This window comes from Pseudomonas sp. GW822-FHT06D10, assembly GCF_058799535.1.
Genome location: NZ_JBXALN010000001.1, coordinates 1 through 26,379, shown reverse-complemented (window position 1 = coordinate 26,379; position 26,379 = coordinate 1). Strand labels below are relative to the sequence as shown.

Sequence of the window (26,379 nt, the reverse complement as noted above, 5' to 3'; positions counted from 1 at the left end):
CGCTTCCGAACCCAGCAACGTAAAAGACAATCCCAACTTAAGATTATGTGAGACCTTCTAAGCGGACAACCAAACTTTATCTAAAGAAATGATCGGGGCCTTTCGGCAGCACCTCATCGTTGAGGATTTTATCACTAAGCTTTTTAATCTTTTCTTTGACCATTGACTGAACGTGCTCAAGAAGCTCTATAAACCACAGCTCCTCATCTTTACTGTGCCATGCCAAATCTGGCTGATTAATTTCGGTGTAAAGATTTATAGGTATCTCCCTTCCATACTTGACCTTCAACGGAACGACTAACGCAATCCTCGCATACTCTAAGCGCTTCGCACCGCTGTGCGCCGCAAAGTTATGTCGATAAGAAATCGCCACATCATGAATATCTCGATACTTCTCTTCCAGTTGGTTACGCTCTAGCTTCACTGATCGCCCGTCGCACTTGGAAAAACATTTTCCGTAGAACGTTAAGGACGCAACGAACAAGCCTTTCACAAGGTTGAATTTCTCTCGGTCCCTGTTAACACTAAATGCACCGTCTTTTTTATCATCGTAGTCACCGACAAGATCCTTGATCTTGCGGAGCCAGACCAACGAGCTTCGTATGTCCTTTTCAATCAACGCATATCCCGCCATATGGTCACTTAAACGTGAATTGAGATAAATACTTTTACATGGCTTATTCTTGTACTTATAAATCCGATGAAACTTTCCCGTGCTTTTATCTACAAAATCAACCGAGGTCCAGCCACTAGGAACTTCTTTAATATTAACTGCTATCAACGCATTTTTTTTCATCTGGACATCCTTGTTAAAGATCGGCTTATCAAACACCAACCCAAGCCAAATTGCCACCACCGGTCGCGGAGGGCGGCGCCTGTCCGAGGTAATCGCAATGCCAGTACTTCACAGCATCATCCACAAGATCGACAAGAAGCCGGACGGCAGCCCCGCAGTGCTCCACTACGCCGGCACCGAGCTGGCGGAAAGCGAGATTCGCGACGAGCTGATGCGCCAGCTCAACGAGAGCTACAACGCCAAACAGGGTAAGGCCTGGGGCCTGTTCCACCCTGAATCCGGCGCATACCCCTTCAGCGGCTGGCTGACCAAGTACCTGGCCGGCGGGAAAGACTTCATCGAGTTCAGCAATTCGGCGGTCGAGCACCTGACCAAGCTCATGGAGGAGTCTAACCTCTCCGTAGGTGGGTACGCCCTCTTCTGCCACTACCAGCAAGGCCTTACCCAGTACCTGGTGATCGCCCTGCTGCAGGAAACTGGAGCGGTGACCGTGACCGACGACCTCGCCCTTGCTCCTGTACTGCGCCTGGATCTGGACCATATCCACCTGGCCGCCCGCATCAACCTGAGCGAATGGAAAGGCAATCCGAAATCGCGCCAGTACATCTCGTTCATAAAGGGCAAGAGCGGCCGCAAGGCGAACGACTACTTCCGCGACTTCATCGGCTGCCAGGAAGGCCTCGACGCCCCGGGCGAGACCCGCACTCTGCTCAAGGCCTTCAGCGACTTCGTGGAAAGCGAGGATCTGCCGGAGGACTCGGCCCGGGAGAAGACCCAGGCCCTGGTCAGCTACTCCATGGCCCAGTCCAAACTTGGCGAGCCGGTCAGCCTTGAGGAGCTGTCCGGGCTGATCGACGAGGATCGCCCCAAGGCGTTCTACGATCACATCCGCAACAAGGACTACGGGCTGTCGCCGGAGATCCCCGCAGACAAGCGCACCATCAACCAGTTCCGGCGCTTCACCGGCCGCGCCGAGGGCCTGTCCATCAGTTTCGAAGCCCACCTGCTTGGCTCCAAGGTTGAGTTCGACCAGTCAGGCGGCACCCTCACGTTGCGCGGCCTGCCAACCCAGCTCACCGAGCAGCTCAAGCAGGCTGCAGGCTGATCACTGACGGCAGGTCGACCCGTTTCGCTACCATGTCGTGACCTGATTTAGAGATACCTGAAAGTGGTCGCGACAGCTTGAAGTTTTCGCTAAGGCGGGCATCGAGCAATGACAAGCTTTACTTTCTGACTTCCAATCTTCGTAGAAGCTCGTATCCGTCATCTCCTTTTTTCAACGTCCATGGCTCTATTCGTATTACTTTTTCCATACCTCCGGGCAACCCCTCGCAAAGATGAATACAGAACTTATGCACATCCTGAAGCAACCTCATAATATCGCCATCTTTTATATTATGAGAAACCGACGCACCACCAAGCACAGTATCTAAATCAATGTGAGCAATCAGCTTATTTCTGAACGATTTTATGTTCAACGCATCAAAACGTTCCTTTAGCTCTTTAAACTCATCAAGTAGATCTTTACTGGAAAACCCTCTGTATTTGTGCTCTAAAAAATCAAGGGACAGGTTGGAAAAACTCCCCAGCGCTTTGGAGTCAAAAATCGCCGTTACCCGTGTCAATACACTAATAAACATTGACGTTTGGATTATTTTAAATGGCGTTTGGAGGTTTTTGTTTAACACGGCACGCGACGACTCAGAGCAGTAAAGCTGCTCATACAACTGAACCTCTCGCTGTATATCGGAGATATAGGATTTGTATCGCGACAACTCGGCGAATGCTGTTTCTAAGTCAAACAATTTCCTCTCCTTGATTCGGCTCCATTCTGGTCACTCGTAATACCCCATATCACTGGACAGCGCCAGATGGCGGCAAGTGAGATGCGAGTGCTTTGTATGCTTCAGAGAAGTAGCCCCTGAACCGCGAATCGCCAGAAAACTTCACGCGGTAGTCTGCTATCTCTGGCTCATCCGTCATTTCAAATGTACTGAGAAAGGCATCCTGCTCAGCAATTAGTATCTCAGGCTGGTTGTACTCCTCAAATTGGCTGCCAGTGATATCTATCTGTAGCTGTCCAAGTTTTAGCCAGACGTGAGAGCCAAGCTCACCACCGTGGCCACCACATGCCCCAGAGATTCTAAGAGCACCTGGAAACCCCTTTTCCGTTAGGTATGTTGCCAACAATGCAGATGAGTCATCACAGCATCCCGCTGGAAAACTCTTGCTAATCGATATCTGGAAAAAGAAACCGCTTTTCACCAATTCGTGAAGTGCGGACCTGAAGGTTTCCACCTCTTTAAGCAGTTCATTTCGATCCATCTGACATCTCCATTTCGAATCGCTCCGAATATACCTGCGAGGATCCCCTATGTCCGCACAACAACCCCGGATCGTCTGCCAGTTCAGCTGCGGCGCTGCCTCGGCGGTGGCTACCAAGCTGGCATTGGCGCAGTACGGTGCCACTCACGACGTGCAGATCATCAACGCATTTCTGGCAAATGAGCACGAAGACAACCGCCGCTTCCTGCTGGATTGCCAAGAGTGGTTCGGGCAGGAGATCGTCCAGTTGCGTGACGAAAAATACGGCGCCGACATCATTCAGGTGTTCCAGCGAGAGCGATTCATGAAAGGCCGGAATGGCGCCCCCTGCACCAAACTGCTGAAGCGCCGCCTACTCGATGCCTGGAAACAACCGGGCGACGTGATGGTGTTCGGCTATACCGCTGAAGAGGTCGACCGCCTGGAAGACTTCCGCGACCGAAACCCTGAACGTCCTGTTATTGCCCCACTGATTGACGCTGGCCTGGGTAAAGAGGATTGCAAGGCGATGATCCAACGCGCAGGTATCAAGTTGCCGCTGATGTATCGCCTGGGCTACGACAACGCCAACTGCATCGGCTGCGTGAAAGGCGGCGAAGGCTACTTTCGAGCGATTCGCGAGGACTTCCCGGAGCAATTTGAAGAACTATGCCGCGTTCAGGATGAACTTGGCCCAGGCTCGTACCTGCATCGCGACAGGAAGGCCAATATCCGCTTCTCTCTACGTGACCTTCCGCCTGGTAAGCCCCGCCGAAATGAGGCGCTACCAGCTTGCTCTTTTTTTTGCGAGATAGCTGAAGCCCACTATCAACCGAGCGCTGCGGACATAACGTCGGGCAGAGCGTTGGGGTGAACAATCTGAGCCTTCAATTTGCGATGTAGAACACGATGACAGTTGGCGCACAGGCATCGCAATTGGTCGAGGGTTGTCTTGTGTTGCTCGCCCATATCTGCGACCTGGATCGCCTCATGATGAACTTCAATACAAGCAACACCAAATTCGCCATACGCTTCGACAGGATCTGTTCCGCACTCCTCGCAAAAAAGCCGGCCATGTTTCTTGATAAATGAAGCCTTCTTGGCACTAGATAGACCCGGTGAGCGTTCACGTTTCAGGTGATACACCAGCTTGACTTGGCCCTCGGCCCACTCTCTATCCTCAGTGTCATTGGGTATTTCGAGCACCTCGACTTGCTCGCCTTTCGGGACGATTTTGTAACCCGCTGCTTCCAGCAGCTCGAAGCAAACAGTTCCCTTGCCCGCGGTGAAGTGGCGAGGCTTGAGAGTGAACCCTAGAGCGGCTGTTGCAGCAAGTCCAAACACCTGCTTCGGTGCGAGTCGTTTCCCTTCATCAACCAACAATTCATAATCAATCGACGGCCCAAACTCCTCCGAGGTCGCGCCCTGAAGCAGACTTTGCACCGCCTCCCAAATATAGTCAGGGGTTACACTGCGTAATTGCTCTGCTGGTAAACGGCGGTGCTCCTGCCCTGGCACATCCACTTGTGACGGAGGTGTAACCCGAATTGTTGTCAACGCTTTCAAATCGCGATCCGCTACCAGACCCAGTATCACTCCACCTAACGCTGGAGAAATACTTGCGAGGTAACATCCCTGATTTCCATCGCCATTTTTCTGTAATGGGGAATGCTTCTCTGGCAGAAGGTCCGCCAAAGCATCTAAGTGTAATTTTGGAGAAATTGGATGATCCAGCCTGGCCCACTTGATAGGCACCATCCAGCCAAGAGCTTGCCAGTATTCAGCAGCCTGCCAATGACTGTCGGGGATAGGCTCTTCGCGGTGTGCATCCGACGCCACGCCTACTGCCTTTATTAGCCCATCCGCATACGAAATTACTACATCACCGGGACTCACGAGAGTGAGGTTCAGATACGTCTGGTTGGCCGCACCATTACGCTTTTCTTTTGGAGACCAAATATATCCGCCAGCGTACTCATCTAGATGAGTACGCTTATGATTAACCCACCAGTAGCGCCGCATGGGCTTTGCCGAGCGATTTGAGGTTCGGTGAAAAACTGCGGTTTCATTTGCCCTGTTAACGGACTCACATTCCCAACCAGCAGCGATCCATAAGTGAGCCCACGTGTGGCTATCCTCCGTACGCGAGTTCGCCCACCAAGCGTCATGATTCCGTGCACTGGGCGGCAGGCCATTGACTAGCGCATCGATCTGACCGAATGCCAGTTGGACAGAGTCCTGCGCCTGGGCTTTCAGATAGTCTGCTAAGGGCGCGTATTTACTCACTGCTCACCTCCTTGTTTGAAGGCGGGAGCATATTGACATCACCTACCAACCGCAACAGCCTCAGCCCGTCGCCAATGGCAGCGCTGGCACCGGCCAACGGCTCCTGACGCTCCGAAGAGCGCCAAGCACGCGCCGCCTAACCCCTTATCAGGTTGTGTTGTTTTGCTGCGAACGTTGAAAGGTTTGGTACGTCACCTGTTGCCCTGTTAGTTGCAATCCAGAGCCTCGTGGCTTCCACATCAAGACTCCTGTTTGTTGCATCCAACTCAGCCAGGAGAGTTCGAGATATCCGATAACGCCCACATGTGTCGCAGTCCCAATCACGATAGTCGCCGCCAGGAACAACTTCCTCGGCGGGTTCGCTGCAGATTCGACATGCCATTTTCTGCACTCCTTGTGAATGACCTACCAACTGTAGCTGATCTATATCCACCCTCAACCGTCCGGGCGTACCCGGATAGGACTCCCCATGCCCACAGAAACCCAGCACCTGGAGCAGCGAGTAGCTGCCCTTCAGTCAGATCTGAACACCAAGGACGAGCAGATAGGCGCTCTGACCTTCAGCGACAACGACCGCGAGGGTTCGCGGCGTGTCTGGTTCGAAGCCGCACAGGCAGCAGAGAAGCGGGTCGTAGAGTTCGGTGGGCTGCTGCGGGATTTGGTAGATGCGGCCAAGGCGTTAAAGGCATCGAAGCATGGCTTCAATGAACAGCAATGGGAGCAGGTACATGCCGCCATTGCATCAAGCGATGCAGCGCTCTACCCAATCGCTGAGGCAGCTAAAAAGTCAGAGGAGCCTTGTTAAACCGGTTTGAGCTCTGGAAAGCGACTGACCCAACTGGCCATTATTGGCGTTAACGCCTCGTTGAGAGCGATGCTTTCTGACCTCACTCTAGCGCATAACTCCAATATTTCTCTGCGCTGAGCATCTGTACAAAGACCAGGCCATCCACCTTCGTCGACCAGTCGATGAACCACCCGATGACGATCATCGATAAGTTGGGTTATCCGATCTTCAAGCAGGTCTATATGGGTGCTACCTGATATTTCGTTCAATAGCGACTTTGTTGCCTGCTTAAAAGCTGTTGCTGTTTCAAAAGATTTAATTCCTTCGAATGAATAAACATCATCTTGCTTTACGGCAAACCGGACTATTACAACAAAAACCTTCTCAAATATCTGGGCGCTAATGGTTGCAAGGCCAACAGCTTGATAAATAGCTGCATCCGATAAATCTTCCATGAGTACTCTCTCCTAATAGACGGCCTCACAGCCAGTGATAACTGATCCAACAATACCACGCAAAGCAGTAACCCCTCCCCCACATTCAAGTCAGCCGCTATAGCGGCCAAGGACGACCTATGGCCAGAAAAAACCACCTGATCGTCGACTCAGGTTGCACCCAGGATAACGAGCGCTGGTCGCTCTCCGCGTGCGGGCTCAACGAAGATTCCGAGGTGTCGTGGGACGGCACCCACAAGCTCGACCTTGTGAGTTGCAAGCGGTGCCAGGCGAAAATGGCCAAGCCGCGGCCGGCGCCGGAGCCGTTCCACAAAGAGCGCCCGATCCTTTTCAATGGAGCGATGGTCCGCGCGATCTTGTCCGGCCAGAAGACGGTCACACGCCGCCCTATCAAAGGGAGCCAGATCCCCAGCCGCAGCAAATCAGACTCCTCCGAACATCAGTGGATCGCCGTCGTTCAAGACCATCCGCGCTGGGGTTTCGCCGCATTCGGTGCGACTGAAGAGGAATGCGCTGCTGAGCTGGCCATGTACGGCGGATGCGAGTATGGCCAGAAAGGCGATCGGCTGTGGGTGCGCGAAACGTTCATGGATCTGCTGGGCACAGGCGTTGAGCATCGGCCTGATCCAAATGGACCTCTTCAGCGCTACGCGTACCGCGCCGACTATCCGCCCGGATCGCACTCCGATGAGGCGCGAAAAGACTTTGGTCTCAAGTGGAAGCCAAGCATCCATATGCCGCGCGCAGCCTGCCGCATCCTGCTGGAGATCACCGACGTGCGCGTCGAGCGGCTGCAGGACATCAGCGAGGAACAGGCGCTGGCAGAGGGAATCGCAAAGCACCCGGGCGGCGTGTACCACATTGAAGACGGCAAACATTACTGGGCCAGCCCCATTGATTCGTTCGCGGGGCTCTGGTCATCGGTCGGAGGCGACTGGGACGCCAACCCCTGGGTCTGGGTCGTCGAGCTTCGGAGGGTGCAGCCATGATCCTCCCCGCCCTGCTCTACCTCGCCTGGAACATCTACACGGGGCCAAGGCCATGAGAGAACCATTCAGAATCCTTACTGGCGACTGCCTGGAACTGATGCGGACGCTGCCTGACAACTCCGTCGACAGCGTGGTGACAGACCCGCCCTACGGCCTGGGCTTTATGGGCAAGAAATGGGATGCGTCCGTACCAGGCGTTGAGGTCTGGGCTGAATGCCTCCGGGTGCTCAAACCTGGCGGCCATTTGCTGGCTTTCGCCGGTACCCGGACACAGCACCGAATGGCGGTGGCGATCGAGGACGCCGGCTTCGAGATCCGCGACATGATCGCCTGGGTATACGGCTCAGGCTTCCCGAAATCGCACAATCTCGGCGGCGAGCACGAAGGCAGAGGTACGGCGCTAAAACCAGCGCTTGAACCGATCACCTTTGCCCGAAAGCCTTTAATCGGCACCGTTGCAACAAACGTCCAAGCTCATGGCACCGGGGCTTTAAACATCGACTCCTGCCGTATTGCTGCAGGTGGCGAGCAAAATCCCACAATTCACCGCCGGCAAGCTACGCCACTGCGGACCTCTGGACGCTCTGCAGCAGAATCGGAGGCGATCGGCAAAATGGAGAATCGGACCTCCCCAAAGAGATATGCAGAGCAGCGTCCAGGGGGGGGGCTTCTCGGCAGGTGGCCTGCCAATCTGATTCACGACGGCAGCGCTGAAGTCGTGGCGCTATTCCCTGCTGAGGCAGGCGCCTGTGCACCTGTGATGGGTACCGAACCAACGGCAAATGGATTCAGTGGCTCTGTAAAATACAGCGGCATGATGGGGCGCACGAAAGGAGTTTTCCACGCGGATAACGGAAGTGCTGCCCGGTTCTTCTACTGCGCAAAGACGAGTCGAGAAGATCGAAATGAAGGGCTCCACAGCGGCATGCAACCATCTGTTGCAACTGGAGCCACCATGCGTGATCGCGAGACAGCGGACTGGCCTGCACGCAATGGCAACCACCATCCGACAGTAAAACCGACTGACCTGATGGCCTACCTGCTGCGCCTGGTTACGCCCCCAGGTGGTACCACACTCGACCCATTCATGGGCTCGGGCAGCACCGGCAAGGCCGCGATGCGTGAAGGGTTTCGGTTCATCGGCTGCGAACTCGACGAGCAATACGCGGCGATCGCTCGAGCACGAATTGAGCACGAGCTCACCAAGCCAAAACAGCTTCAGTTCTGAATAGAGTCCGCCCGGCCCGGCATAAGCCGGCCGCTGCAGCAGCCTGACAACGAACCGGGCGAACGTAGGGACAGTGCCACGGCACAACGCCGGCGGCCATCAGCACCATCTGAAACACCCCACTCAACAATCGGAAAGCCTGCCGGCGATGGCGGGCAGGAGACACGCATGCCCGACATAAAAGTTCAGTGCTGCCGCTGCAAGAACAAGCACATGGAAAGCGAGCGGCTAAAAGTGCCAAGCAAGAAGTACGGCTCGGGCGTCAGCGACATGATCTGCCCACGGTGCCGGTGCACCACCTACTACCGCCTACAGGCTGATTAACCACCTTCTGCCGCCACGCGCGGCGTGGAGAACCCAATGGAAACAGAGATCCTTTCGGACGAGGAACTGGCCGATCTGACTGGCTACAAGCTCAGGGGCTGGCAACGTCGCTGGCTCCTTGATCGTGGCTGGACTTTTGTCGAGAGCCGTAGCGGTCGCCCCCTGGTTGGGCGTCAGTACGTTCGCATGAAACTGGGCGCAACTCTGGAAGTGGTCCAGCTCGCGCCACCCCCGCCGACCACCCCTGCGTGGATACCTGATATCTCAAAGGTGAGGTGATATGCGCCCCCGCAAAACGCAAAATCGGAATCTACCGCCGCGCATGTATGTGCGGCAGCGCACGCGAAAGAACGGAAAGGTCTGGGTCAGCTATTACTACCTGGACCCCAAAGGAAAGGAGGTCACGCTTGGTAGCGATTTGAGCCTGGCGCGTCTGAAGTGGGCAGAGCTGGAAGCGAAGGACAAGCCGCAGGATCTGTGCCTTATGCGGGCCATCTTCGACCGATACGAGCGAGACATCATCCCGAAGAAGGGAGAGCGAACCCAGAAGGACAACCGCGCCGAGCTACGCCAGCTCAGGCCCTACTTTGACGATGCCCCCATTGACGCGATCACCCCCTCCCAGATCGCACAATACCGGGACGCGCGCAGCGCAAAGGTTAGGGCAAACAGGGAGATTGCCACCCTCTCTCACGTCTTCAACATGGCGCGGGAATGGGGGCTGACCGCCCGAGAGAATCCGTGCCAAGGCATTCGCAAGAACAAGGAAACACCGCGCGACTTCTATGCAAATGACGCAGTGTGGGATGCGGTCTACAAGAAGGCTGTTCAGGAGCTGAAGGTCGCAATGGATCTTGCGTACTTGAGCGGCCAGCGGCCCGCAGACGTGCTTTTAATGAGGAAGGATGACATCGAGGGATCTGCGCTAGGGGTCGTGCAGAACAAGACCCATAAAAAGCTCAGGATCATGCTGGAGGTGGAGGGGAAAGAGACAGGTCTCGGAGCTCTTGTGCAGAGCATTCTCCGGCGAAACGAGAGCCACAGCTCGCCGTATCTCATCCTGACCGAGGAAGGCAGACGAGTTACAACAACCATGCTACGTAGGCGCTGGGACGACGCTCGAGATGAGGCGGCAAAAGTTGCTGAGGTGGATGGCGACATGATTCTTGCGAGCCGAATCCGTCAGTTTCAGTTTCGCGATATCCGGCCCAAAGCGGCCTCCGAAATCACGAACGTGGAAGATGCGAGTCTGCTGCTGGGTCATACCAAAGGCGACATAACAGAGCGCGTTTACCGTCGCATCGGGGCTCTCGCAAAACCCACAAAATAGCCGAAAAAGAGTTCCAAAACTGGAAGCTGGGGCCTTGTAGATCAAGGCCTGTAGCCGCCATATTTCGAAGCGGTATTAGGACGCTAAACAGCTTCAAAGGCCCGAATTCTCTAGACTTGTGGGTCGGTCTTGAAAACCGCCGACTGTAACAGGTCCTAGAGTTCGAATCTCTACGCCTCCGCCAAATCTCAACGAGAAAGCCCTGATTTTTCAGGGCTTTTTTGTGTCTGGCGTTCAGGCTTGGCGCCATTCCACTTTAAGCGTTCCATAACTTCCCCCTCTGGCGTTCTGCCGCCCCAGCAGCCCCCTCCCCCTACAGTTCCTCGGCGCAAATCGCGCCCCGCTCAAGCCTCGACGACTGCATGCACATACAGCATTGGATTCGAGGTAGTACCGTGCACGCCGAAGACACCGACACAGCCGAAGACTGGCTAGGCATCCCCACGCCCGTGGAAACCTGCAAGCAACACATCCTGCTGCTGGAAAATGAACCGGCAGGTGCGCGCAGTCCGGGAAACCATTTTCAAACTGGTCAACATGCAAGCGCAGACAGGAAAGGCCGCGACAAGGCTCGGGCCAGGCTGCGTGCAAAGGTCGGAGAAGCTGCGGGGCTGTGGAAGAAAGCCAGCAACCTTGAACTGACAGTGCGAAGCAAGAACCGGGCGAATGAGGATCTGCGTCGGCAGATCCCTGTTGGCGCCCGCCCTCTGCAATTACTGGCAAGCCTCTACCGCGGCAACCAGCACTCGCTCGTACCGGATCCACCAAGGCGCCCTGTGCGCCGAACATGACTCACCATGAAATGTATACATAGCCGGCCCTCGAACAGAAAAGCCCCGGCAGATCATTGGCGACGCGCCATAGCTGTAGCCGCAAGAAAATTCAGAAACGCCTTAAACTCAACAGCCAACGCAATTAATAAACTAGGGGGCTTCCAATTCAAAAACAGACCAAAGAAAAATGCTACTTATCTACGGACCCCATACCTGCAGCCGACAATCCCTACGATTAAAATCAATGAAAGGAAAAATTATCGCCACGATATTATTTTTCTACTCCGCTCTTGGCTTCGCGGGGGAATGCACTACGAATAATGAGACCACCACTTTAAATATTCCTGATTTTACAATACGACGAGACACACCCATAGGAACAGAGATCGGAGCTGTTTCTACAACCATCGATGCATTTTCTTGCACAAAAGGATTCGACTATCAAGAGTTTGGCATCAAGGGATATGGCACTGCGGCGCCAAAAATAAATGGGCTGAATGTTTATAAATTAGGATCAAATTCAGCCGGAATAGGATATGCCATATACGCTAACAGCCCTAACACTTGCAACAATTACCTCTTCCCCTTAAAGGATGGTGACTACAACATTTTTTGCTTTATAAATGGAACATTTTCAAAGAAACCAATACAAGGTTATATAAAATTAGTATTTTACAAGATTGGGAACATCACTCCCGGCAGAAAAAACGGATACAAAGTAGCTTCCCTAATATTGCGCAACAACAAAAAAGATTGGCATCATCCAGAGGCATACTTACACACCGCACCATTCACGGTGATCACGCATGGCTGCACAATTAAAACCGAAAACATCAAAGTTCCACTTCACAACGTCGAAACCCACGAACTAAGCAACTTAGGCATGACTGCTGCGGAGAAACCCTTTTCGATTCCTCTTAACTGCGACACCGGGACAAAAGTCAAACTAACCCTCGACGCAGGCCCTGCCGGCGTTTATGACAATACCAAAGGATTACTCAATCTTACCAACCCTGCTTCAGCAAATACCGCCCAAGGTGTGAAGATTCAAATACTATCAAATAATGTGCCTGTGACATTTGGGAAGTCTTTAGATGTAGGCGTTCAAACCATTGAAGGAGCCTTCGACATTCCCCTTCAGGTTCGCTATTACAGAAGTGTGGAAAAACTCAAGGCGGGTGAAGCTAACGCCACTACCACTTACACCATTACTTATGAATAGTCTTCCGGGGTCTAAAAAAATATAAGCCTCTTCACTCCATGGAGAAACAACGGCCCCCACCCCTTCTCTGCTTTCAAAGCTCTACGAACACCAACTGGTCCTCGAAGCCCCCACCATCGAGTTATCAAACTGAGTGGAGCTGCGAGGCAGTTGCTGATGCGGCTGAGAACGTACGCAGTACCTTGGACACAATAGTCTACATTCACGACCGCCGGCCGGTAGTCCTGGCCCCGGACCTGGTTCGGGAATGGCTCAAGCCTGCAACGCCCAACGAGCGCGCCGAGCAGATGGCCTTGCACCAGCGCGAGCCCGCCGAGGCCTTCGAGTGGTTCAAGGTCGGCACTGGCGTCGGTAACCTCAACAATCACGGCCCTGAACTGATCGAGCCCTTGGCGATGCCATCACAGGCCCGCTCACACATCACTCCCCCTGCTCCGGCTTTGATCTGCATCTGCCACCAGGCTTGATGGATAACTCACTACCTTCTTCGGATATCAGAAGAGACGTGAACCTCCCTTGCGAGCCGTACAAATTTTGCTGCTTTCAACAATGCAGCTACGCTTGCGAGTGGTTGCCTATTCCAATCATAAGTTCTAAAGGCGGTGCATACGGCCATACTGCCTTCAATAGCTTAGGGAGAGCACCGGGCGACTAAGCCCTACAACCATCAGTCTAAAAGGAATATAGACATGAGCATTACCGTTAAAAATAACACCTCAAATATAATTGAAGTTTCCATTAACCAATGGGACACGGACGGCGACACTCGTTACTCTCCGCTCGCTGCGGGAGCATCAGATAAGTGGGTTAGAAAAGACAGTAGAGGATATGTTCTTTCACTAAGACAAGGAGGTACTGAAAAGCCATATTACGTACTGGTTGACAGCAACATTGTGGTTGCCAACACTGAGGTAAAAGACAACGATACGGTTATTTCTCCAATCAGTAGATAACTCGAAGATAACATCCAAGGTGCCTATCAGGCACCTTGGATGAATAAAGCCAGTCAATAGTTAGCATGCGACGCTAACGTTGATAACTCTCACGTATGTATCCCTGACACGCCCGCAAAGCGATCAATCCTTGGTCACCCTCTCCGGCAATGGCGACAATTCGTTGAGCAGCCGCTGGGTCAAGTTCGGCTCTCGCTGCTCCATGAACCATGGCCGACGGCGCCGGTGGCAGCTGGCAACCCACCGCCACCATCCGTGGCGGTGCTGGCGAGTAGGACTGACAATCGCAGCTCAGTAGTAGCAAGCTTGTCACGCAGGCGAACCTGATTCGATTGAGCATCGCGCAATTCCTTGTAGTGGGTTTCGTCATTCGCTTGCAGCCGATCCTCCAGAGCACAGCGAGCACCACCAGGCCGCAGACTGAGCGGCCTGCTCTGGTTGCTCGAGCAATTCGGGCTGGGCTTCAAGCGGCAGGCCCAGCCTTTCGCCGGCGGCGCGGTAGTTCGATCTGCCGGTGAGCTGGACCAGGCCACGGCCACGGGAGCGATAGCCGTCGCCCGTGGCCTCCAGGCCGTTGCCCATGCGCCCGCCATAGACAGCATTGCCGAAGCGCTCCGGCTTACCGCCCAGTTCATCCGCCCGCGGCACCAACGAACGCCACCGGCTGGCTACAGCGCAGACCTGACCGATCTGGCGGATGCGGTCGGCGCGATAGTTGAGGTTTTCCACCAGGGTGCGCAGCTGACCGGACTCATGGCCGACCTGGGCCAGGAACACCGCCTGACGCGCCAGCCTGTCGATCTTCCAGCGGGCCATGGCGCGGTTGAGCGCAGGAACAAAAACGCCCGCAACGGGCGGGCGCTGGGGAGGACCTGCAGCGATTGCTGCTCTGTGAGTGGCATTGTGTTTTCTCCAGGCAATAAAAAACCCGCTCAGGGGGGCGCATTCGGACGCTTCAGTTACAGCTGTGGATTGAACGGGTACTGCTGTAGCCCGCCTCCGGCATTCTGCCGACCCAGCACCACCCCCTCCCCCCCTACAGTTCGTCGGCGCAAGTCGCGCCGTGCTCAAGCTTCGAATACTGTATATATATACAGCAACCAACTCGAGTCAGCACCGCACACACTGGAGGCACCGCAACAGCCGATTGTCTGCTTCCCCTAACGCCCCTGGAGCGAGGCAGGAACTCCATACGTATCAAGCGAGACACCAGGGCTTTTCAGGAAAAGTGGCGATATGGCGGCGGTCATATGCCCCGGGCCATTTCGGCCCGCACTCAAGCACGCACTTCACTTAAGGATGAGCAGCATGAACGATGATTTGAAGCAGTCAGGCTCTACTACGACCTCGCAGACCACCACATCGCTGGAACAGGTGAAAACCGGAAGGGTCTTGGATTTCACCTGGGCACCTAACGCCAACACCACGACCACCACGGTATCAGCGGACTTTGTCGACTACCGAATCGATACAGCCCAAGGCAGCCCTACCGGGGACAGCCACTCCATAGCACGCTTTACCTATGTCCAGGGCAAAGGCGGCGGCCAGATCAGCCAGCTGTTTCTCGAGGAGATGCGTGCCGGTGTACGGGCCAACACCCAGATTGGGTTGATGGTCGGACGCAAGTGGGTTCTGGACCCCAACGGCGAGGTCTCGGGCAGCATCGGCACCTATGTGGTCGAACAATTCGATGACATGCGCGCCAGTGTCAATTATGTCGGTTCCTTCGCCCGGGTCTTCGCCGACCCCAGGATGGTCAGCTACCACGCCGGGGGCCATGTGCACCCCAATGTCTCGATCACCAGCAGCAGGCCTCTGACCATGGCGGATTCAGGTAAGTCGATCCTGGTCATTAGCGACACCGACGTCACGCTCACGATAGGTGACGATGTGACTGAAGGGTTCAAGGCCACGCTAATCCAGGCCGCCGCCGGCAAGATCAACATCGCGGTGTCGAGCAGCCACATGATCTACAGCAACGCAGGGGGCCGCACGCGCACGCTCAATCCCCTGGATGAGCTGGAAGTCAGCACCTTCCCATTCGGCCCGGTGTTCCTGGCCTTCCGCGTCAGGCCTACGGCCTGACGATTAATCGGGGGCTCCGATCTCCTCCATGAATCCGTCCAGGAAATCCTTCAGGCGCGCATGTCTGACTGCCGCCAACCGCGCCCCTTCGACCGTCTGAAATCCCGAGGCAAGGGAGAGTAACTTGGTGTGGAAGTGCTCAATGGTAAAACGCTTGTCTTGATAGGGCCTGCCGATGGCGGTGGGGTTTGTGATGTCGTACAGCGCAGAGCCCATTCGCCCAGCGATGTAGAAACAACGGGCGACTCCGATCATGCCGATGGCGTCCAGGCGGTCGCTGTCCTGAAGGATCCTGGCTTCCAGGGTGAGGGGTTCGACGCCCGCGGAGAAGCTATGAGCCTGGACCGCGTGGGCAACAAGCTCAATACGCGGGGCAGGCCAGCCCATGCGCTGCAGAATAGACGCTGCTTTATTGGCCGAAAGAGTGGATGCCTGCGACCGCAATGGCGAGTTTTTCTCGACGGCCACGCAATCGTGCAAGAGGGTTGCGGCAAGCAACGCCTCCAGGTCCCCACCTTCCTTGTCCTGCAGGCGCCGAACATTCATCCAGACCCGATGAATATGAGAAAGATCGTGAGAGCCGTCCGTGCTGTCCTCAGGCAGGAAAGCGAGCAAGTCGGACGCCAGGCTCTGGTAAGGAAAAAACGGCTCTTCAAGCATTTCGTGGCTCCATGGAAGTACTGATCCTGCAGCGTCGGCGAAACGACTCGAGCAGATATCTCGGCGCTATAGAGAATCGGCGGCTAAGCAGAGAAGTACTTGAGCCAATAAGCATCCCGGCATTCATTGGTGAAGCTGATGTGAGCAGGGCGGATGATTTTGTCGAGAGGTTGGCGAACCCCTTCATGGCAGATCCAGCCTTCGACGCAGGCTGCATCGCTGGGAAACCGCCCTGCTCTGCTAGCCGCTTGATGAGTGCCCTGTCATCGTCGGCGGTGACGGTGTCCCCCTGATCGAGCCGGCTTTCCTGACTCGCGTTGTCAAGTAGCGCGGTGCGAGGCGATGCAACTCCCAGGCTTGCACTGACGTAGCTGGCAAGGTGGTCTGAATGAACCATGGACTGTGTCCGCAGGTGGATTGGGACGACTGACAAGCACGCTGACGACGCGCTGGGACTTTACCGATAAGGCAAGCCAATCGACAACCCTGGCCAATGCCACACGCTGTATCCGTTACTCACCTGTAGCAGGAACCTTTTTCCGGAATGGCAATCAGTGCTGCACGCTTTCCGATCAATCATTCAGTGGGCACCGGCATGATCTTGAGAAAAACGGCTCTATACATGGCCTTGGTAATGGCAGGCGTCCTTATCGGCTACAGCATCAAGCCCAGCAATGGGCTCCAGGTAACCGCAGGGCAACTTATAAGCTGCGGCAAGACCACCATTCCAACCATCGAGATGTGAGGGCAGCGCAACAGCGCTCCCTCCCTGATTACACCCAGCCCTCATATAAACCGGCACTGGCCGCCCAGGCCGATCCCTCCTCGCTTGAAGCGAACCTCCAGCATCTCCCGACACCTGCAGCAAGCTTGCTGGCCGAATAATCTCTAGTCTGAAAGAATCTTCGCGCCTGAAGATCGCACCTCAGGCTCGCCTCCAATCCAGGACCCTCCCATGCAGCTCATTCCTTTGCTTGCTAGCAGCCCCACCGTTCAAGCCCAAGTGCGCGCGCTGCGCAACCAGCAGGAGGTGCGCAAGTACATGTACACCTCCCATGAAATCAGCGAACAGGAGCATGCAAACTGGCTGAGCAGCCTTCAAGACAACCCGCGTCAGGAGGTGTTTGTCGCGGTCGATGCCGGGCAAGCCTTGGGGGTCGTGTCCCTGAACGCCATCAATGCCCTGCAGAAAACTGCCGACTGGGCGTTCTACCTGGACGCCGAGCTTCAAGGCAAAGGCCTGGGCAGTCTCATGGAGTTCTGGTTGCTCGACTATGCCTTCAATCAAGCCGCTCTGGACAAGCTCAACTGCGAGGTGCTCGCAAGCAACACAGCGGTGATCAGGCTGCACCTGAAATTTGGATTCGTACAGGAAGGCCTGCGGCGCCAGAACATTCTGAAAGACGGCGAGCGAATCGACGTAGTGCTGCTAGGTATTACTCGCCAGGAGTGGCAGGACAAGCGTCCGGCCCTTGAAGGTTTGATCGCGCGGCTCGGTCAGCGAGAGTCCTAGGCATAGGCAGCTACCCTGCCCCTCAGACAAAAGAAAACCGGCGAATGATCGCCGGTTCCTGTCACTCGCCGTTCAGCAGTGCGGAGGCCAGAACGGCCCCTGCACTGCCATCGGATCAATGCGCTGCGTTGAGGGTCAGGCGCATCTGGCGGTTCACATCCTTGTACAGCAGGTAGCGGAAACGACCCGGGCCGCCGGAGTAGCAGGCCTGTGGGCAGAAGGCGCGCAGCCACATGAAGTCACCGGCCTCGACCTCGACCCAATCCTGGTTCAGGCGATACACCGCCTTGCCTTCCAGGACGTACAGGCCGTGCTCCATGACGTGGGTCTCGGCGAACGGAATCACGCCGCCCGGCTCGAAGTTGACGATGTTGACGTGCATGTCATGGCGCATGTCGCTCATGTCGACAAAACGCGTGGTGCTCCAGCGGCCTTCGGTATCGGGCATGACCCGCGGCTCGATGTCCTGCTCGTTGGTGACGAAAGCGTCCGGGTATGGCACGCCATCGACTTTCTGGTAGTGCTTGCGGATCCAGTGGAAACGCGCCTCGGTGCCGCTGGTGTTGCGCAGCTTCCAGTCGGCAGCCGGTGGGATAAAGGCATAGCCGCCGGGCTTGAGGACATGCACCTGGCCTTGCAGGGTCAGGTTGACCTCGCCTTCGACGACGAACAGTACCGCTTCGGCGTTGGGGTCCTGCTCGGGCTTGTCGCTACCGCCATTGGCGCCGACTTCAACGATGTACTGGGAAAAGGTTTCGGCGAAACCCGACAGCGGACGAGCGATGACCCACATGCGCATGTTGTTCCAGTGCGGCAGGTGGCTGGTGACGATGTCGCGCATCACGCCCTTGGGGATCACGGCGTAGGCTTCGGTGAACATTGCGCGGTCGGTGAGCAGTTCGGTCTGTGCCGGGTGCCCGCCGTGAGGCGCGTAATAGGTGGTTTTGGACATGGAGACTCTCCTCATTGTTGTTTTGCTGCCCCGCGCGGCAACGCCGCCAGGGTGAACAAACCTGCGGGTCGACGCGCTAGGGAAGCGGCGCGGACCGCTGCTGGCCACCACGATATCCAGCGTTACGCACATGCACAAATTAAATACTGGAATCCGCCATATTCATTTATCGAATGCCGCGCGACTTCAGCCCTGAGTGTCCTGGGCCAGCACCCGCGACAACACTCGCGCCAGTTCCTTGACCATGGGATCTGCCGCCGGGCGGTGCAGCAACGCCACCTCGAACACGTCCACCGACGGCAGCCCGGTGCTTTTGGACAGGACCTGGTGGCCAGCCGTGACCGCACGCAATGGCAACAGGCCTATGCCCATGCCATCGGCAATGGCCGACTGTAGGCCGCTGAGGCTGGAGCTGGTGAAGCTGATATGCCAGCGCCGGCCCACCGCCTCCAGGGCATTGATCATGGCATCGCGGTACACCCCGCGTGGCGGGAAGGTAACGATAGGCAGCGGGTCGAGATCGATGCAGGGGTTTTTCGCGCTATCCACCCATCGGGTCTTCTCCGGCCAGCAGGCCAGTGCCTCGCGGCTGTTGCGCAGTTGCTTGAGCACCACCAGGTCCAGTTCGCCACGGTCATAACTGGCGTTGAGGTCGCGACTCATGCCGCTGGTGACCTCCAGCTTGACCTGGGGATAGCGCCGGTTGAACGCAGCCAGTTGCTCGGTGGTGCGGCCGGCAGCGAAGTCGTCCGGCACGCCGATACGCACCGTCAGCACCACCGTGGCACCGGACAGCGCCTCGAACATTTCATCGTTCAGTGCCAGCAGGCGCCGGGCATATCCCAGCAGGGTCTCGCCGGCATCGGTGGGCAACACATCGCGATTGCCGCGCTCAAGCAGGCGCTGCCCGACCATCTCCTCCAGGCGGCGGATCTTCTGGCTGATGGTGGATTGGGTGGAATGCAGGCGGGTGGCAGCCGTGGTGAAACTGCCGCAGTCGGCCACCGTGACAATGGCCCGCAGCAAGTCGAGGTCGAACAGGCGGCTATTGGGTTTCTCAATGTCGCTCATGCTGGTATCTGTTTTCTGAATGCGTTGCGCCTTTCTACCGGGTCTGGCCCGAGGACACAATTGCTCCCGCGGCGCTGAGCAGCCCCGTGCCAAGGCGGCATCCTGCAAGCACGGCAGATATTTTTTCCGGGCCCGCCTGATTGGTAATGTGTATCGACATGTAACGGCGTAGGATGGGGCTCCGGTTCGCTCTATCCCTGACCCTGCTCTGGAGATGCTGAAAATGAAGTTGAACTGCCTCAAGGTGTTGCTGATCGGCGCCACCCTACTACTGGGCGCCTGCTCCAGTGCGACCACCCACCCCTGCTATTCGGACAAGTGCCGGCTTGGCGGTGGCGTGAGCAATCTGAATCTCAACGGCAACAGCGCATTGGGCAACAGCTTCAACGAGTACGGCTCGACCCTGCTGCACGACTGAAAAACCTGCCCCCCATGCCTGGGTGCTGTCGGGAGTGGCTCGCTCCAGCAGCGCCTTGTCACTCCCGACCGCCCCCGCACTCACCCCTTGTTCCGGTTCTTCGCCCCGCCCTGGCGAGCCTTGAAGCGCGGATTGGATTTGCAGATCACATAGATGCGACCGCGACGCTTGACGATCTGGCAGTCGCGGTGACGATTCTTGGCTTCTTTGAGGGACGACAGGACTTTCATGGCAACGCTTCCTTGGGACTGAAATTAATGTAATAACATATCATATTCACCAATGAGAATTATTACCAACCATCAATTTCCGCCACCCTGACCGCTCAACGATTCTCTGCGCCGCCATCGGCCCGTTGCCCGGCCCCGCAGGCTTGGGAGAACAGGACGGCTGCGTGATCATTACCGCGCCCTGCCTCACCAACTGCCCGACGCCCCGCCGCCGCCACTGGAACCGCCGCCCCCGGAAAAACCGCCACCCGAGCTTGAGCGGCCGCCACTGCTGCTGCCACCGCCGCTGCTCCAGCGAAAGCCACTGCCGCCGGCAAACAGTATGAAACTCAGGAAATAGGCGAACGGCACGACCCTCAGCCAACGCTGCGCCGCCTGCCAGGCATCCACACCCAGGCCCATCAGCAGAACCAGCGTCAGCAACACGGCAAAGCGCCACAAAAAGCCCCGGGGGCTCTTGCGCCAGCTGTTGCGCATCATCCAGTACAGCAGCCAATGGCCGCCCAGCACCAGCAGTGCCCCCGCCGGCCAGGCCAGGCCGTAGAGGAAAGTCAAACGGCCCAGATACTGGCTGACCAGGGTCAGCAGGCCGATGTACAGCAACAGCCCCAGCACCCCGTAGAACACCCGCCGCGCCTGCCACAGCCCGGCGAAGGTCGCGCCGCCGATCAACATGCACAGCGGCACCAGGAACAACTGCGCCAGCCATTCATGGCCGCCCACGGCTCCCACCAGCACCGCCATCAGCACCACTGCGCCCCCCAGCACCCGGCGCCAGTTCCAGCCGGCGGCCAGCATCACCCCCGCCACCGAGCCGAAAACGAACGCCAGCAGCAAGGCATAGGCTTCGAGCGGCACCACCTGCCCCGCAGGCTCGGGCAACGAGCCCCCGTCCACCAGCAGGATCAAGTCATCCAGGGCACGGTCGATACCGCCGGCAAAGTCGCCCTGACGAAAGGCCGGGGTCAGGTTCTGGGCGATGATCTGCCCGGCCAGCAGGTCGGTGACCACCGGTTCCAGGCCATAGCCGACCTCGATCCGCACCTTGTGGTCGTTCTTCGCCACCAGCAGCAGGATGCCGTCGTCTACCCCCTTGCGCCCCAGCTTCCAGGAGCGAAACAACTGGTTGCTCAGGGCCTCGATGCTCTGCTGGCCCAGGTTGGGCACCAGCATCACCGCGATCTGCGCGCCGCGGCGCTGCTCCAGCGCCTCCAGCTTGTGCACCATCCGCTCCTGGGTGGCGCTATCCAAGGTCGCGGTCAGGTCGATCACCCGCCGGTCCAGGGGCACCTTCACCAGCCCCGGCGGCGCCTCCTCGGCGTGCACCAGGGCCGGCAACAGCAGCCCGAGAAACAGCGCCAGCCACAGGCCACGCCCTTGTTGCAACCACACCTTGATCATCGGCCCGCTTCCCGCATCGTTCATCCTGAAGCGGCGAACTTTACCACTGCCCGTACCGCGACCGATTCACCGCACCTCACCGCCAGCAAAAAAACACCGGGCAGGTGACCAAACCTGCCCGGTGCCCGGCGACCTGTCGTGTTGCTGCAATCAGCCTCAGCCCAGGCGGTTGAGGCACACCACCTTGGGCTGGGTCATTTCCTCATAGGCGAAACGCACCCCTTCGCGGCCCAGGCTGCCGTACTTGAAGCCGCCAAACGGCATGGCATCGAAACGGTAATCGGACGAATCGTTGATCATCACCCCGCCCGCCTCGATCCGCCGCGCGGCGTCCATGGCGATACGCAGGTCATTGGTGAAGATCCCTGCATGCAGGCTGTATTCGGGCTGATTGGCCAAAGCGATGGCCTGATCCAGATCGTCGAACGGTTGCAAGACCACCACTGGCGCAAAGACCTCGTCCTGCCACAGGCGACTGCCGTGGTCGACATTCTCCAGCACCGTGGCGGCGTAACAGGAACCCCGGCGCTGATGCCCACAGAGCAAACGCGCGCCCTGTTGCAGCGCTTCATCCACGACCTTCTGCGCGTTCTGCGCCGCCTGCAGGCTGATCATCGGCCCGATGTCCGTGCTGCTGGCCAGCGGGTCGCCACTGACCTGCTCCCGAGCCAGGCGCACAAAAGCCTCTCGAAACGCCTCATAGATCGAGGCCTGGACCAGCAGGCGCTGGGTGCCGATGCAGTTCTGCCCCGCCGCCCAGAAGGCCCCGGACACGCAGCTTTCCACCGTCGCCGCCAGGTCGCAGTCGGTCATCACGATCACCGGCGCATTGCCTCCCAGGTCCATGGCCAGCTTTTTCAACCCGGCGCTGCGGGCGATCTGCTCCCCGGTGACAAAGCCGCCAGTGAACGACACCATGCGCACCTCACGGGCTTCCACCAGGGCCTTGCCCAGATCCGCACCACCGGTGGCCAGGGTCACCACCGAGGTCGGCAGGCCGGCATCGCGCAAGTAGTCCACCAGCTTGATCGCCGACAGCGGCGCCAGCTCCGAGGGCTTGAGAATCACCCCGTTGCCCCCGGCGATGGCCGGGCCCAGTTTGTGCGCCACCAGGTTCAACGGATCGTTGTAAGGCGTGATCGCCAGGATCAGCCCCAAGGGCTCGCGCGAAAACCAGCCCTGGCGGTTTTCCGAACCTTCATAGGCATCAAACGGCAGCACCTCGCCGGCATTGCGCTTGGCCTCTTCGGCCGACAGCTTGAGGGTGTTGATGCAGCGCTTGACCTCTTTCTGCGCCTGTTTCAGGGTCTTGCCCGCTTCATCGACGATCAACCGGGCGAAATGTTCGGCGTCGCGCTCGATGTTCAGGGCCGCCCGCTCCAGAATCCGTGCCCGCTGATAGCGCGGCAGCGCCGCGCAGTCGCTGACACCCTGGCGGGCTTGCTGCAACAGGTAGGGCACGGCACAGGCCTCAAGGCGTGGCACTGTCCCGATCAGCCGACCATCGAAGGGGCTGCAGACATCAATCGAATCGGCGGCCAGCGCCAGACGTGACAGGTTCATGGGCATGCTCCTAGCGGGCCAAGCGCGACTGGTGGATGTGAATGATGTCCGAGAGCAAGGCAAAGGCGGTCTCGATGCGCCCAGCGCCCGGCCCGGACACCGTCACCGCGCCCAGCAGTTCGGTGTTGAACGACACCGCGTTGATCGCCCCGCCAATGCCCGCCAGCGGATGGGCCAGGGGCAACAGGCGCGGCTCGACACTGGCTTGCAGCGAGCCATCGGCCAGGCGTTGGGCCGAACCGATCAGCTTCCAGCGCGCGCCCTCGGCACGGGCCTGCTCCAGGTCCTTGGCCGTCAGGCCGGAGATACCCCGGCAACTGACATCACTGACGGTCAACTGCGCGTCGAGCAATTCGTTGGCCAGGATCACCACCTTCAAGCGCACGTCAAAGCCTTCGACATCCGCGCTCGGATCGGCCTCGGCATACCCCAGGGCCTGGGCCTCGGCCACCGCTTCGGCAAAGCCCAGGCCGGCCTCCATGCGGGTCAGCACAAAGTTGGAGGTGCCATTGAGAATGCCCTCGAACCCCAGTAGCCCACTGCCGGCCAGGGACTGCTTGGCCATGCGGATCACCGGGGTGCCGCTCATCACCGCGCCTTCGTATTCGAAGGCCGCCAGATTGCGCTGGGCCAGGGCCTTGAGCTCGGCGCTGTGCAGGGCAATGGGGCCCTTGTTGGTGGTCACCACGTGCTTGCCCTGCTCCAGGGCCCAACGGCAGAAGGTACTCGCTGGCTCGCCGTCCACCGGGTTGGTGAAGGTGGCCTCGGCAATGATGTCGGCGCCAGAGTCCTTGATCACCTGTTCGTTGAGCGCCTCCACCTGGCCGCCCGGCAGTTGCGCCAACGCGCCTTTGGTTGCCGGCAGCTTGCTCAGCAGACCGGCGTCCAGTCCCTGGGGAGCGACGATGGAGCCGAGGAACAGATCGCTGATGCCGACGATTTTCAAACTGAAACCCAGCTGTTTTTTCCATGCCTGATTGCGCTCGGCAATCAATTGCGCCAGGGCCCGATTGACCCCGCCGAAGCCCACCAGGGCGATGTTGTATTCAGTCATTTTTGTTGTGTTCCATCCGGGTTGAGAAGCTGATGGACACAAGGTTAGGGGGCTGGCCCGGGCAGTGAAATATGCCGTTTTGCTGTATTTGCTGAGCATTTTGCCCACGCCTGGAGCCAGGTGCGCGGGCATAGAAATATGGCGGGTTGCGCAGGGACGCCTTCGAGAGTGCCTGGTCCTGTATCCCTGGTCCGCCAACCTTGTGCAATCCGTCACCCTTACTCTGTTTGGCGGCAGAAGGTGATGGCTCTGATTGATATAGGAGTAAGCCCCATGACGACTCTGAATCGATACATGCCGATTACCGGCCATGACTGCAACATCCCCTCACTGCTGATCGATACCCAAGCCCCCATTGACGTCCTCCACGATGCAGCGGCGTATCGCATTCGCGCCGTGACTCAATTGCTGGAGAACTTCGCGATTTCTGATGACGCGCCCGAAGGTGCAGTGGTTCTGCAGGAAATGTCACTGGTGTGCAGAATTCTGCTGCGCGGCGGGTATGATTTGATGGATTTTACAACAAGGTGAATACAGGAGCAGGTACTTCAGCAAGCAAAAATCGCGGCTTGAAAGTCGCGATTTTTCTCTCGTGCTCTTCGACGCTCAGTTCGCGACAAGATAGTTACTCTTATTTTCAGAAGCAACCCCTCTTCCAGCCAGCACAGTATCATCAACATCAGTTTCTTTACACCAAATATCAGTCAAGAAACATATTCACATCTAATATCAGAAAAACCAAAGCCACTCACAACTTCCTTAAGTCTAAAAACATACTCAGTAAAATCCGGCACAGTGCCAAAAACACAAATTCTATTTATTGAAATAGACAACGATATACAATCTCGACTAATTAAGAACTCCCCTCCAAACCTTCCATCAAAAACCATAGCAATACCAATCCTCCCGAATGGCGAATGAGAGTCGAGAAATTCCTTTAAGTTGAAATGCTCAGCATACTCTTTCTGCCAATCATAAGAGTCAATATCTGATGACAACAAAAATAGAACATCCCCTTCAAAATCAAAACTCCACCCAGAATCAAGTAGTGCCATCACTATATCTTTTGGACTACAAGGCCGAGACAGACTTACATCTACAGATGCTTGGCTACCCATATTAATACTCCTTAAAAAATATCCCTTTTGAACTCAGCCACTCCTTGGCATGCTGAGGAATCGGTGTATTGGAATGGACCTCAAAAGAAGCGCCATTATCTTTAGCTATTCGAGCATGCGCGCCGACATCTGACTTAAACTTATCAAAACCTTTAGATCCGGCTTGAGCATGATCCTCCCAGTATCGGCCAGATTTAGCCTCGTACCATATAGAGTTATTCGCTCCATAAGCCCCGTCAAACTCTCGTCCTTTCGTCGAAAAGCTTGGTTTTCCACCCAGTTCTTTATAAAGATAGTTTTCAAAATCCTGTCCGATTAAACCTTTTGCAGCTCCATCTTCACTATACATCACCCCCGGATTCAGCTTGTGCTCCGGAGTCACATAGGCACCATCCTTCTGCACCCCATCCAGTTGAGTACCGCCGGTATGTGGCGTTGTAATAACTCCGCCACCCTCAGCGTAGCCCCCACTGGCAGGATTCCCTCCTGATGCATCAACAATCGGATTGACCAGCTTTCGGTTTTCGTCATCAAGCAAGTGAATTGGAAACGGCATGTGGATTACCAACTCCCAAAGCCCCATCGAAACCCTCAGCCGACTCTGCACTTGCTCCTTTGTTTCAGAGACGCCCCGGCTGACACTTTCAATCATGGAGTTGGCCGCGTTACGCATCCGCGCTTGATTTTCAGGTGTGGACGCTTGATAAGCCAGTGCACCAATCAGGGCAAGCATAACCCCCGAACTAGCGAGCCCCTGAGCATAGTTATTTGCGCCTGCAGGAGAATCGCTGAGGCGGCCGATGAGCGCTGTCAGCTCAACTGACTTCTCAGGGCTCTGACGGGCAATTTCCTGCATGCGAGCGACGA

Annotated in this window: 28 protein-coding genes and 4 pseudogenes; 16 read left to right on the top strand and 16 right to left on the bottom strand. The window is 56.8% G+C overall.

Translation table 11 applies throughout. The annotated features are described in order from the left end of the window. Positions 1-76: 76 nt before the first annotated feature. Positions 77-796, bottom strand: coding sequence for a hypothetical protein (locus AC1RL5_RS00160; RefSeq protein WP_492589099.1), 720 nt, complete (start codon positions 794-796; stop codon positions 77-79). 97 nt (positions 797-893) lie between these two features. On the opposite strand from AC1RL5_RS00160, the gene yejK reads away from it, so the two are divergent. Further along, a complete protein-coding gene (gene yejK, locus AC1RL5_RS00155; protein ID WP_492589101.1) occupies positions 894-1,901 on the top strand; it encodes a nucleoid-associated protein YejK in 1,008 nt (335 codons plus the stop codon). A 118-nt stretch (positions 1,902-2,019) separates the two neighbouring features. Here yejK and AC1RL5_RS00150 read toward each other — a convergent pair whose 3' ends face one another. Both AC1RL5_RS00150 and AC1RL5_RS00145 read right to left on the bottom strand, forming a co-directional pair. Continuing rightward, positions 2,020-2,601, bottom strand: a complete 582-nt coding sequence (locus AC1RL5_RS00150; protein WP_492589103.1) for an AbiU2 domain-containing protein — start codon at positions 2,599-2,601, stop codon at positions 2,020-2,022. Positions 2,602-2,650: 49 nt separating this feature from the next. Continuing rightward, positions 2,651-3,121, bottom strand: a complete 471-nt coding sequence (locus tag AC1RL5_RS00145; RefSeq protein ID WP_492589104.1) for a hypothetical protein — start codon at positions 3,119-3,121, stop codon at positions 2,651-2,653. 49 nt (positions 3,122-3,170) lie between these two features. On the opposite strand from AC1RL5_RS00145, the gene AC1RL5_RS00140 reads away from it, so the two are divergent. Next, entirely contained in the window at positions 3,171-3,974 is an 804-nt protein-coding gene (locus AC1RL5_RS00140) for a hypothetical protein (protein ID WP_492589105.1), read from the top strand. Here the strand turns inward: AC1RL5_RS00140 and AC1RL5_RS00135 are convergent. Next, the gene (locus AC1RL5_RS00135; RefSeq protein WP_492589106.1) at positions 3,929-5,386 is read right to left on the bottom strand and encodes an HNH endonuclease; all 1,458 of its coding nucleotides are present in this window, start codon (positions 5,384-5,386) and stop codon (positions 3,929-3,931) included. The genes AC1RL5_RS00140 and AC1RL5_RS00135 overlap by 46 nt on opposite strands. 469 nt (positions 5,387-5,855) lie before the next feature. On the opposite strand from AC1RL5_RS00135, the gene AC1RL5_RS00130 reads away from it, so the two are divergent. Continuing rightward, positions 5,856-6,191 (top strand): hypothetical protein, encoded by a 336-nt coding sequence (locus AC1RL5_RS00130; RefSeq protein WP_492589107.1) that lies wholly within the window; start codon positions 5,856-5,858, stop codon positions 6,189-6,191. Here AC1RL5_RS00130 and AC1RL5_RS00125 read toward each other — a convergent pair. Continuing rightward, positions 6,188-6,628 carry a hypothetical protein gene (locus AC1RL5_RS00125; RefSeq protein WP_492589108.1) on the bottom strand — a complete coding sequence of 147 codons (441 nt, stop codon included), beginning with the start codon at positions 6,626-6,628 and terminating at the stop codon, positions 6,188-6,190. The two genes, AC1RL5_RS00130 and AC1RL5_RS00125, sit on opposite strands and share 4 nt — an antisense overlap. A 119-nt stretch (positions 6,629-6,747) precedes the next feature. Here AC1RL5_RS00125 and AC1RL5_RS00120 point away from each other — a divergent pair, with 119 nt between their 5' ends. From AC1RL5_RS00120 to AC1RL5_RS00085, 8 genes and pseudogenes are all read left to right on the top strand, one after another. Next, a complete protein-coding gene (locus AC1RL5_RS00120; RefSeq protein ID WP_492589110.1) occupies positions 6,748-7,617 on the top strand; it encodes a hypothetical protein in 870 nt (289 codons plus the stop codon). A 52-nt stretch (positions 7,618-7,669) separates the two neighbouring features. Then, positions 7,670-8,845, top strand: a complete 1,176-nt coding sequence (locus AC1RL5_RS00115) for a DNA-methyltransferase (protein WP_492589112.1) — start codon at positions 7,670-7,672, stop codon at positions 8,843-8,845. Positions 8,846-9,205: 360 nt separating this feature from the next. Then, on the top strand, positions 9,206-9,448 hold the full coding sequence (locus AC1RL5_RS00110) for a DUF4224 domain-containing protein (RefSeq protein WP_492589114.1): 243 nt from the start codon (positions 9,206-9,208) through the stop codon (positions 9,446-9,448). A gap of 1 nt (position 9,449) precedes the next feature. Continuing rightward, on the top strand, positions 9,450-10,499 hold the full coding sequence (locus AC1RL5_RS00105; protein WP_492589115.1) for a phage integrase: 1,050 nt from the start codon (positions 9,450-9,452) through the stop codon (positions 10,497-10,499). A gap of 395 nt (positions 10,500-10,894) precedes the next feature. After that, entirely contained in the window at positions 10,895-11,290 is a 396-nt protein-coding gene (locus tag AC1RL5_RS00100; protein WP_143031399.1) for a hypothetical protein, read from the top strand. A gap of 226 nt (positions 11,291-11,516) precedes the next feature. Further along, on the top strand, positions 11,517-12,494 hold the full coding sequence (locus tag AC1RL5_RS00095) for a fimbrial protein (RefSeq protein ID WP_158267410.1): 978 nt from the start codon (positions 11,517-11,519) through the stop codon (positions 12,492-12,494). 191 nt (positions 12,495-12,685) lie between these two features. Continuing rightward, positions 12,686-12,961: pseudogene (locus AC1RL5_RS00090) on the top strand (SOS response-associated peptidase family protein); the annotation flags it as partial. A gap of 222 nt (positions 12,962-13,183) precedes the next feature. Further along, positions 13,184-13,447 carry a hypothetical protein gene (locus tag AC1RL5_RS00085; RefSeq protein WP_492589116.1) on the top strand — a complete coding sequence of 88 codons (264 nt, stop codon included), beginning with the start codon at positions 13,184-13,186 and terminating at the stop codon, positions 13,445-13,447. A gap of 73 nt (positions 13,448-13,520) precedes the next feature. Here the strand turns inward: AC1RL5_RS00085 and AC1RL5_RS00080 are convergent. Both AC1RL5_RS00080 and AC1RL5_RS00075 read right to left on the bottom strand, forming a co-directional pair. Next, positions 13,521-13,848: pseudogene (locus AC1RL5_RS00080) on the bottom strand (lysis system i-spanin subunit Rz); the annotation flags it as partial. Beyond that, positions 13,847-14,349 (bottom strand): annotated as a pseudogene (locus AC1RL5_RS00075) (glycoside hydrolase family 19 protein); the annotation flags it as partial. The pseudogenes AC1RL5_RS00080 and AC1RL5_RS00075, both read right to left, overlap by 2 nt. A 406-nt stretch (positions 14,350-14,755) precedes the next feature. On the opposite strand from AC1RL5_RS00075, the gene AC1RL5_RS00070 reads away from it, so the two are divergent. Beyond that, on the top strand, positions 14,756-15,532 hold the full coding sequence (locus AC1RL5_RS00070; RefSeq protein ID WP_072444434.1) for a hypothetical protein: 777 nt from the start codon (positions 14,756-14,758) through the stop codon (positions 15,530-15,532). Between the two features lie 3 nt (positions 15,533-15,535). Here AC1RL5_RS00070 and AC1RL5_RS00065 read toward each other — a convergent pair whose 3' ends face one another. Continuing rightward, positions 15,536-16,192, bottom strand: a complete 657-nt coding sequence (locus tag AC1RL5_RS00065; RefSeq protein ID WP_011062090.1) for an HD domain-containing protein — start codon at positions 16,190-16,192, stop codon at positions 15,536-15,538. Between the two features lie 544 nt (positions 16,193-16,736). On the opposite strand from AC1RL5_RS00065, the gene AC1RL5_RS00060 reads away from it, so the two are divergent. Both AC1RL5_RS00060 and pseH read left to right on the top strand, forming a co-directional pair. Continuing rightward, positions 16,737-16,937, top strand: a complete 201-nt coding sequence (locus AC1RL5_RS00060) for a hypothetical protein (RefSeq protein ID WP_019094218.1) — start codon at positions 16,737-16,739, stop codon at positions 16,935-16,937. 210 nt (positions 16,938-17,147) lie between these two features. Next, positions 17,148-17,705, top strand: coding sequence for a UDP-4-amino-4,6-dideoxy-N-acetyl-beta-L-altrosamine N-acetyltransferase (pseH, locus tag AC1RL5_RS00055; protein ID WP_145711675.1), 558 nt, complete (start codon positions 17,148-17,150; stop codon positions 17,703-17,705). 115 nt (positions 17,706-17,820) lie between these two features. Here pseH and AC1RL5_RS00050 read toward each other — a convergent pair whose 3' ends face one another. Beyond that, on the bottom strand, positions 17,821-18,657 hold the full coding sequence (locus AC1RL5_RS00050; protein WP_492589117.1) for a bifunctional allantoicase/(S)-ureidoglycine aminohydrolase: 837 nt from the start codon (positions 18,655-18,657) through the stop codon (positions 17,821-17,823). 186 nt (positions 18,658-18,843) lie between these two features. After that, entirely contained in the window at positions 18,844-19,728 is an 885-nt protein-coding gene (locus tag AC1RL5_RS00045; RefSeq protein WP_011062093.1) for a LysR substrate-binding domain-containing protein, read from the bottom strand. Between the two features lie 223 nt (positions 19,729-19,951). Between AC1RL5_RS00045 and AC1RL5_RS00040 the strand changes: the two genes are divergently transcribed. Then, positions 19,952-20,146, top strand: a complete 195-nt coding sequence (locus AC1RL5_RS00040) for a hypothetical protein (protein WP_011062094.1) — start codon at positions 19,952-19,954, stop codon at positions 20,144-20,146. An 80-nt stretch (positions 20,147-20,226) separates the two neighbouring features. Here the strand turns inward: AC1RL5_RS00040 and ykgO are convergent, their stop codons facing one another. From ykgO to AC1RL5_RS00020, 4 genes are all read right to left on the bottom strand, one after another. Beyond that, complete coding sequence (gene ykgO / locus AC1RL5_RS00035) at positions 20,227-20,376, bottom strand: type B 50S ribosomal protein L36 (RefSeq protein ID WP_011062095.1); 150 nt, start codon at positions 20,374-20,376, stop codon at positions 20,227-20,229. A gap of 186 nt (positions 20,377-20,562) precedes the next feature. Further along, positions 20,563-21,777: a TPM domain-containing protein gene (locus tag AC1RL5_RS00030; protein ID WP_492589118.1), complete on the bottom strand. Its 1,215-nt coding sequence runs from the start codon at positions 21,775-21,777 to the stop codon at positions 20,563-20,565. A gap of 156 nt (positions 21,778-21,933) precedes the next feature. Further along, on the bottom strand, positions 21,934-23,340 hold the full coding sequence (locus tag AC1RL5_RS00025) for an aldehyde dehydrogenase family protein (protein ID WP_019094216.1): 1,407 nt from the start codon (positions 23,338-23,340) through the stop codon (positions 21,934-21,936). A gap of 10 nt (positions 23,341-23,350) precedes the next feature. After that, a complete protein-coding gene (locus AC1RL5_RS00020; RefSeq protein WP_019094215.1) occupies positions 23,351-24,394 on the bottom strand; it encodes a homoserine dehydrogenase in 1,044 nt (347 codons plus the stop codon). A gap of 273 nt (positions 24,395-24,667) precedes the next feature. Here AC1RL5_RS00020 and AC1RL5_RS00015 point away from each other — a divergent pair, with 273 nt between their 5' ends. Beyond that, entirely contained in the window at positions 24,668-24,925 is a 258-nt protein-coding gene (locus AC1RL5_RS00015) for a hypothetical protein (protein WP_125063478.1), read from the top strand. A gap of 173 nt (positions 24,926-25,098) precedes the next feature. Here the strand turns inward: AC1RL5_RS00015 and AC1RL5_RS00010 are convergent, their stop codons facing one another. Then, positions 25,099-25,512 carry a hypothetical protein gene (locus AC1RL5_RS00010; RefSeq protein ID WP_125063479.1) on the bottom strand — a complete coding sequence of 138 codons (414 nt, stop codon included), beginning with the start codon at positions 25,510-25,512 and terminating at the stop codon, positions 25,099-25,101. A gap of 1 nt (position 25,513) precedes the next feature. After that, positions 25,514-26,379, bottom strand: a pseudogene (locus tag AC1RL5_RS00005) (hypothetical protein); the annotation flags it as partial.

Coding starts and splice junctions, on each gene's coding strand:
- AC1RL5_RS00160 (WP_492589099.1), bottom strand. CDS start 796: ATGAAAAAAAATGCGTTGATAGCAGTTAATATTAAAGAAGTTCCTAGT.
- yejK (WP_492589101.1), top strand. CDS start 894: ATGCCAGTACTTCACAGCATCATCCACAAGATCGACAAGAAGCCGGAC.
- AC1RL5_RS00145 (WP_492589104.1), bottom strand. CDS start 3,121: ATGGATCGAAATGAACTGCTTAAAGAGGTGGAAACCTTCAGGTCCGCA.
- AC1RL5_RS00140 (WP_492589105.1), top strand. CDS start 3,171: ATGTCCGCACAACAACCCCGGATCGTCTGCCAGTTCAGCTGCGGCGCT.
- AC1RL5_RS00130 (WP_492589107.1), top strand. CDS start 5,856: ATGCCCACAGAAACCCAGCACCTGGAGCAGCGAGTAGCTGCCCTTCAG.
- AC1RL5_RS00125 (WP_492589108.1), bottom strand. CDS start 6,628: ATGGAAGATTTATCGGATGCAGCTATTTATCAAGCTGTTGGCCTTGCA.
- AC1RL5_RS00120 (WP_492589110.1), top strand. CDS start 6,748: ATGGCCAGAAAAAACCACCTGATCGTCGACTCAGGTTGCACCCAGGAT.
- AC1RL5_RS00115 (WP_492589112.1), top strand. CDS start 7,670: ATGAGAGAACCATTCAGAATCCTTACTGGCGACTGCCTGGAACTGATG.
- AC1RL5_RS00110 (WP_492589114.1), top strand. CDS start 9,206: ATGGAAACAGAGATCCTTTCGGACGAGGAACTGGCCGATCTGACTGGC.
- AC1RL5_RS00105 (WP_492589115.1), top strand. CDS start 9,450: ATGCGCCCCCGCAAAACGCAAAATCGGAATCTACCGCCGCGCATGTAT.
- AC1RL5_RS00095 (WP_158267410.1), top strand. CDS start 11,517: ATGAAAGGAAAAATTATCGCCACGATATTATTTTTCTACTCCGCTCTT.
- AC1RL5_RS00085 (WP_492589116.1), top strand. CDS start 13,184: ATGAGCATTACCGTTAAAAATAACACCTCAAATATAATTGAAGTTTCC.
- AC1RL5_RS00070 (WP_072444434.1), top strand. CDS start 14,756: ATGAACGATGATTTGAAGCAGTCAGGCTCTACTACGACCTCGCAGACC.
- AC1RL5_RS00065 (WP_011062090.1), bottom strand. CDS start 16,192: ATGCTTGAAGAGCCGTTTTTTCCTTACCAGAGCCTGGCGTCCGACTTG.
- AC1RL5_RS00060 (WP_019094218.1), top strand. CDS start 16,737: ATGGCAATCAGTGCTGCACGCTTTCCGATCAATCATTCAGTGGGCACC.
- pseH (WP_145711675.1), top strand. CDS start 17,148: ATGCAGCTCATTCCTTTGCTTGCTAGCAGCCCCACCGTTCAAGCCCAA.
- AC1RL5_RS00050 (WP_492589117.1), bottom strand. CDS start 18,657: ATGTCCAAAACCACCTATTACGCGCCTCACGGCGGGCACCCGGCACAG.
- AC1RL5_RS00045 (WP_011062093.1), bottom strand. CDS start 19,728: ATGAGCGACATTGAGAAACCCAATAGCCGCCTGTTCGACCTCGACTTG.
- AC1RL5_RS00040 (WP_011062094.1), top strand. CDS start 19,952: ATGAAGTTGAACTGCCTCAAGGTGTTGCTGATCGGCGCCACCCTACTA.
- ykgO (WP_011062095.1), bottom strand. CDS start 20,376: ATGAAAGTCCTGTCGTCCCTCAAAGAAGCCAAGAATCGTCACCGCGAC.
- AC1RL5_RS00030 (WP_492589118.1), bottom strand. CDS start 21,777: ATGATCAAGGTGTGGTTGCAACAAGGGCGTGGCCTGTGGCTGGCGCTG.
- AC1RL5_RS00025 (WP_019094216.1), bottom strand. CDS start 23,340: ATGAACCTGTCACGTCTGGCGCTGGCCGCCGATTCGATTGATGTCTGC.
- AC1RL5_RS00020 (WP_019094215.1), bottom strand. CDS start 24,394: ATGACTGAATACAACATCGCCCTGGTGGGCTTCGGCGGGGTCAATCGG.
- AC1RL5_RS00015 (WP_125063478.1), top strand. CDS start 24,668: ATGACGACTCTGAATCGATACATGCCGATTACCGGCCATGACTGCAAC.
- AC1RL5_RS00010 (WP_125063479.1), bottom strand. CDS start 25,512: ATGGGTAGCCAAGCATCTGTAGATGTAAGTCTGTCTCGGCCTTGTAGT.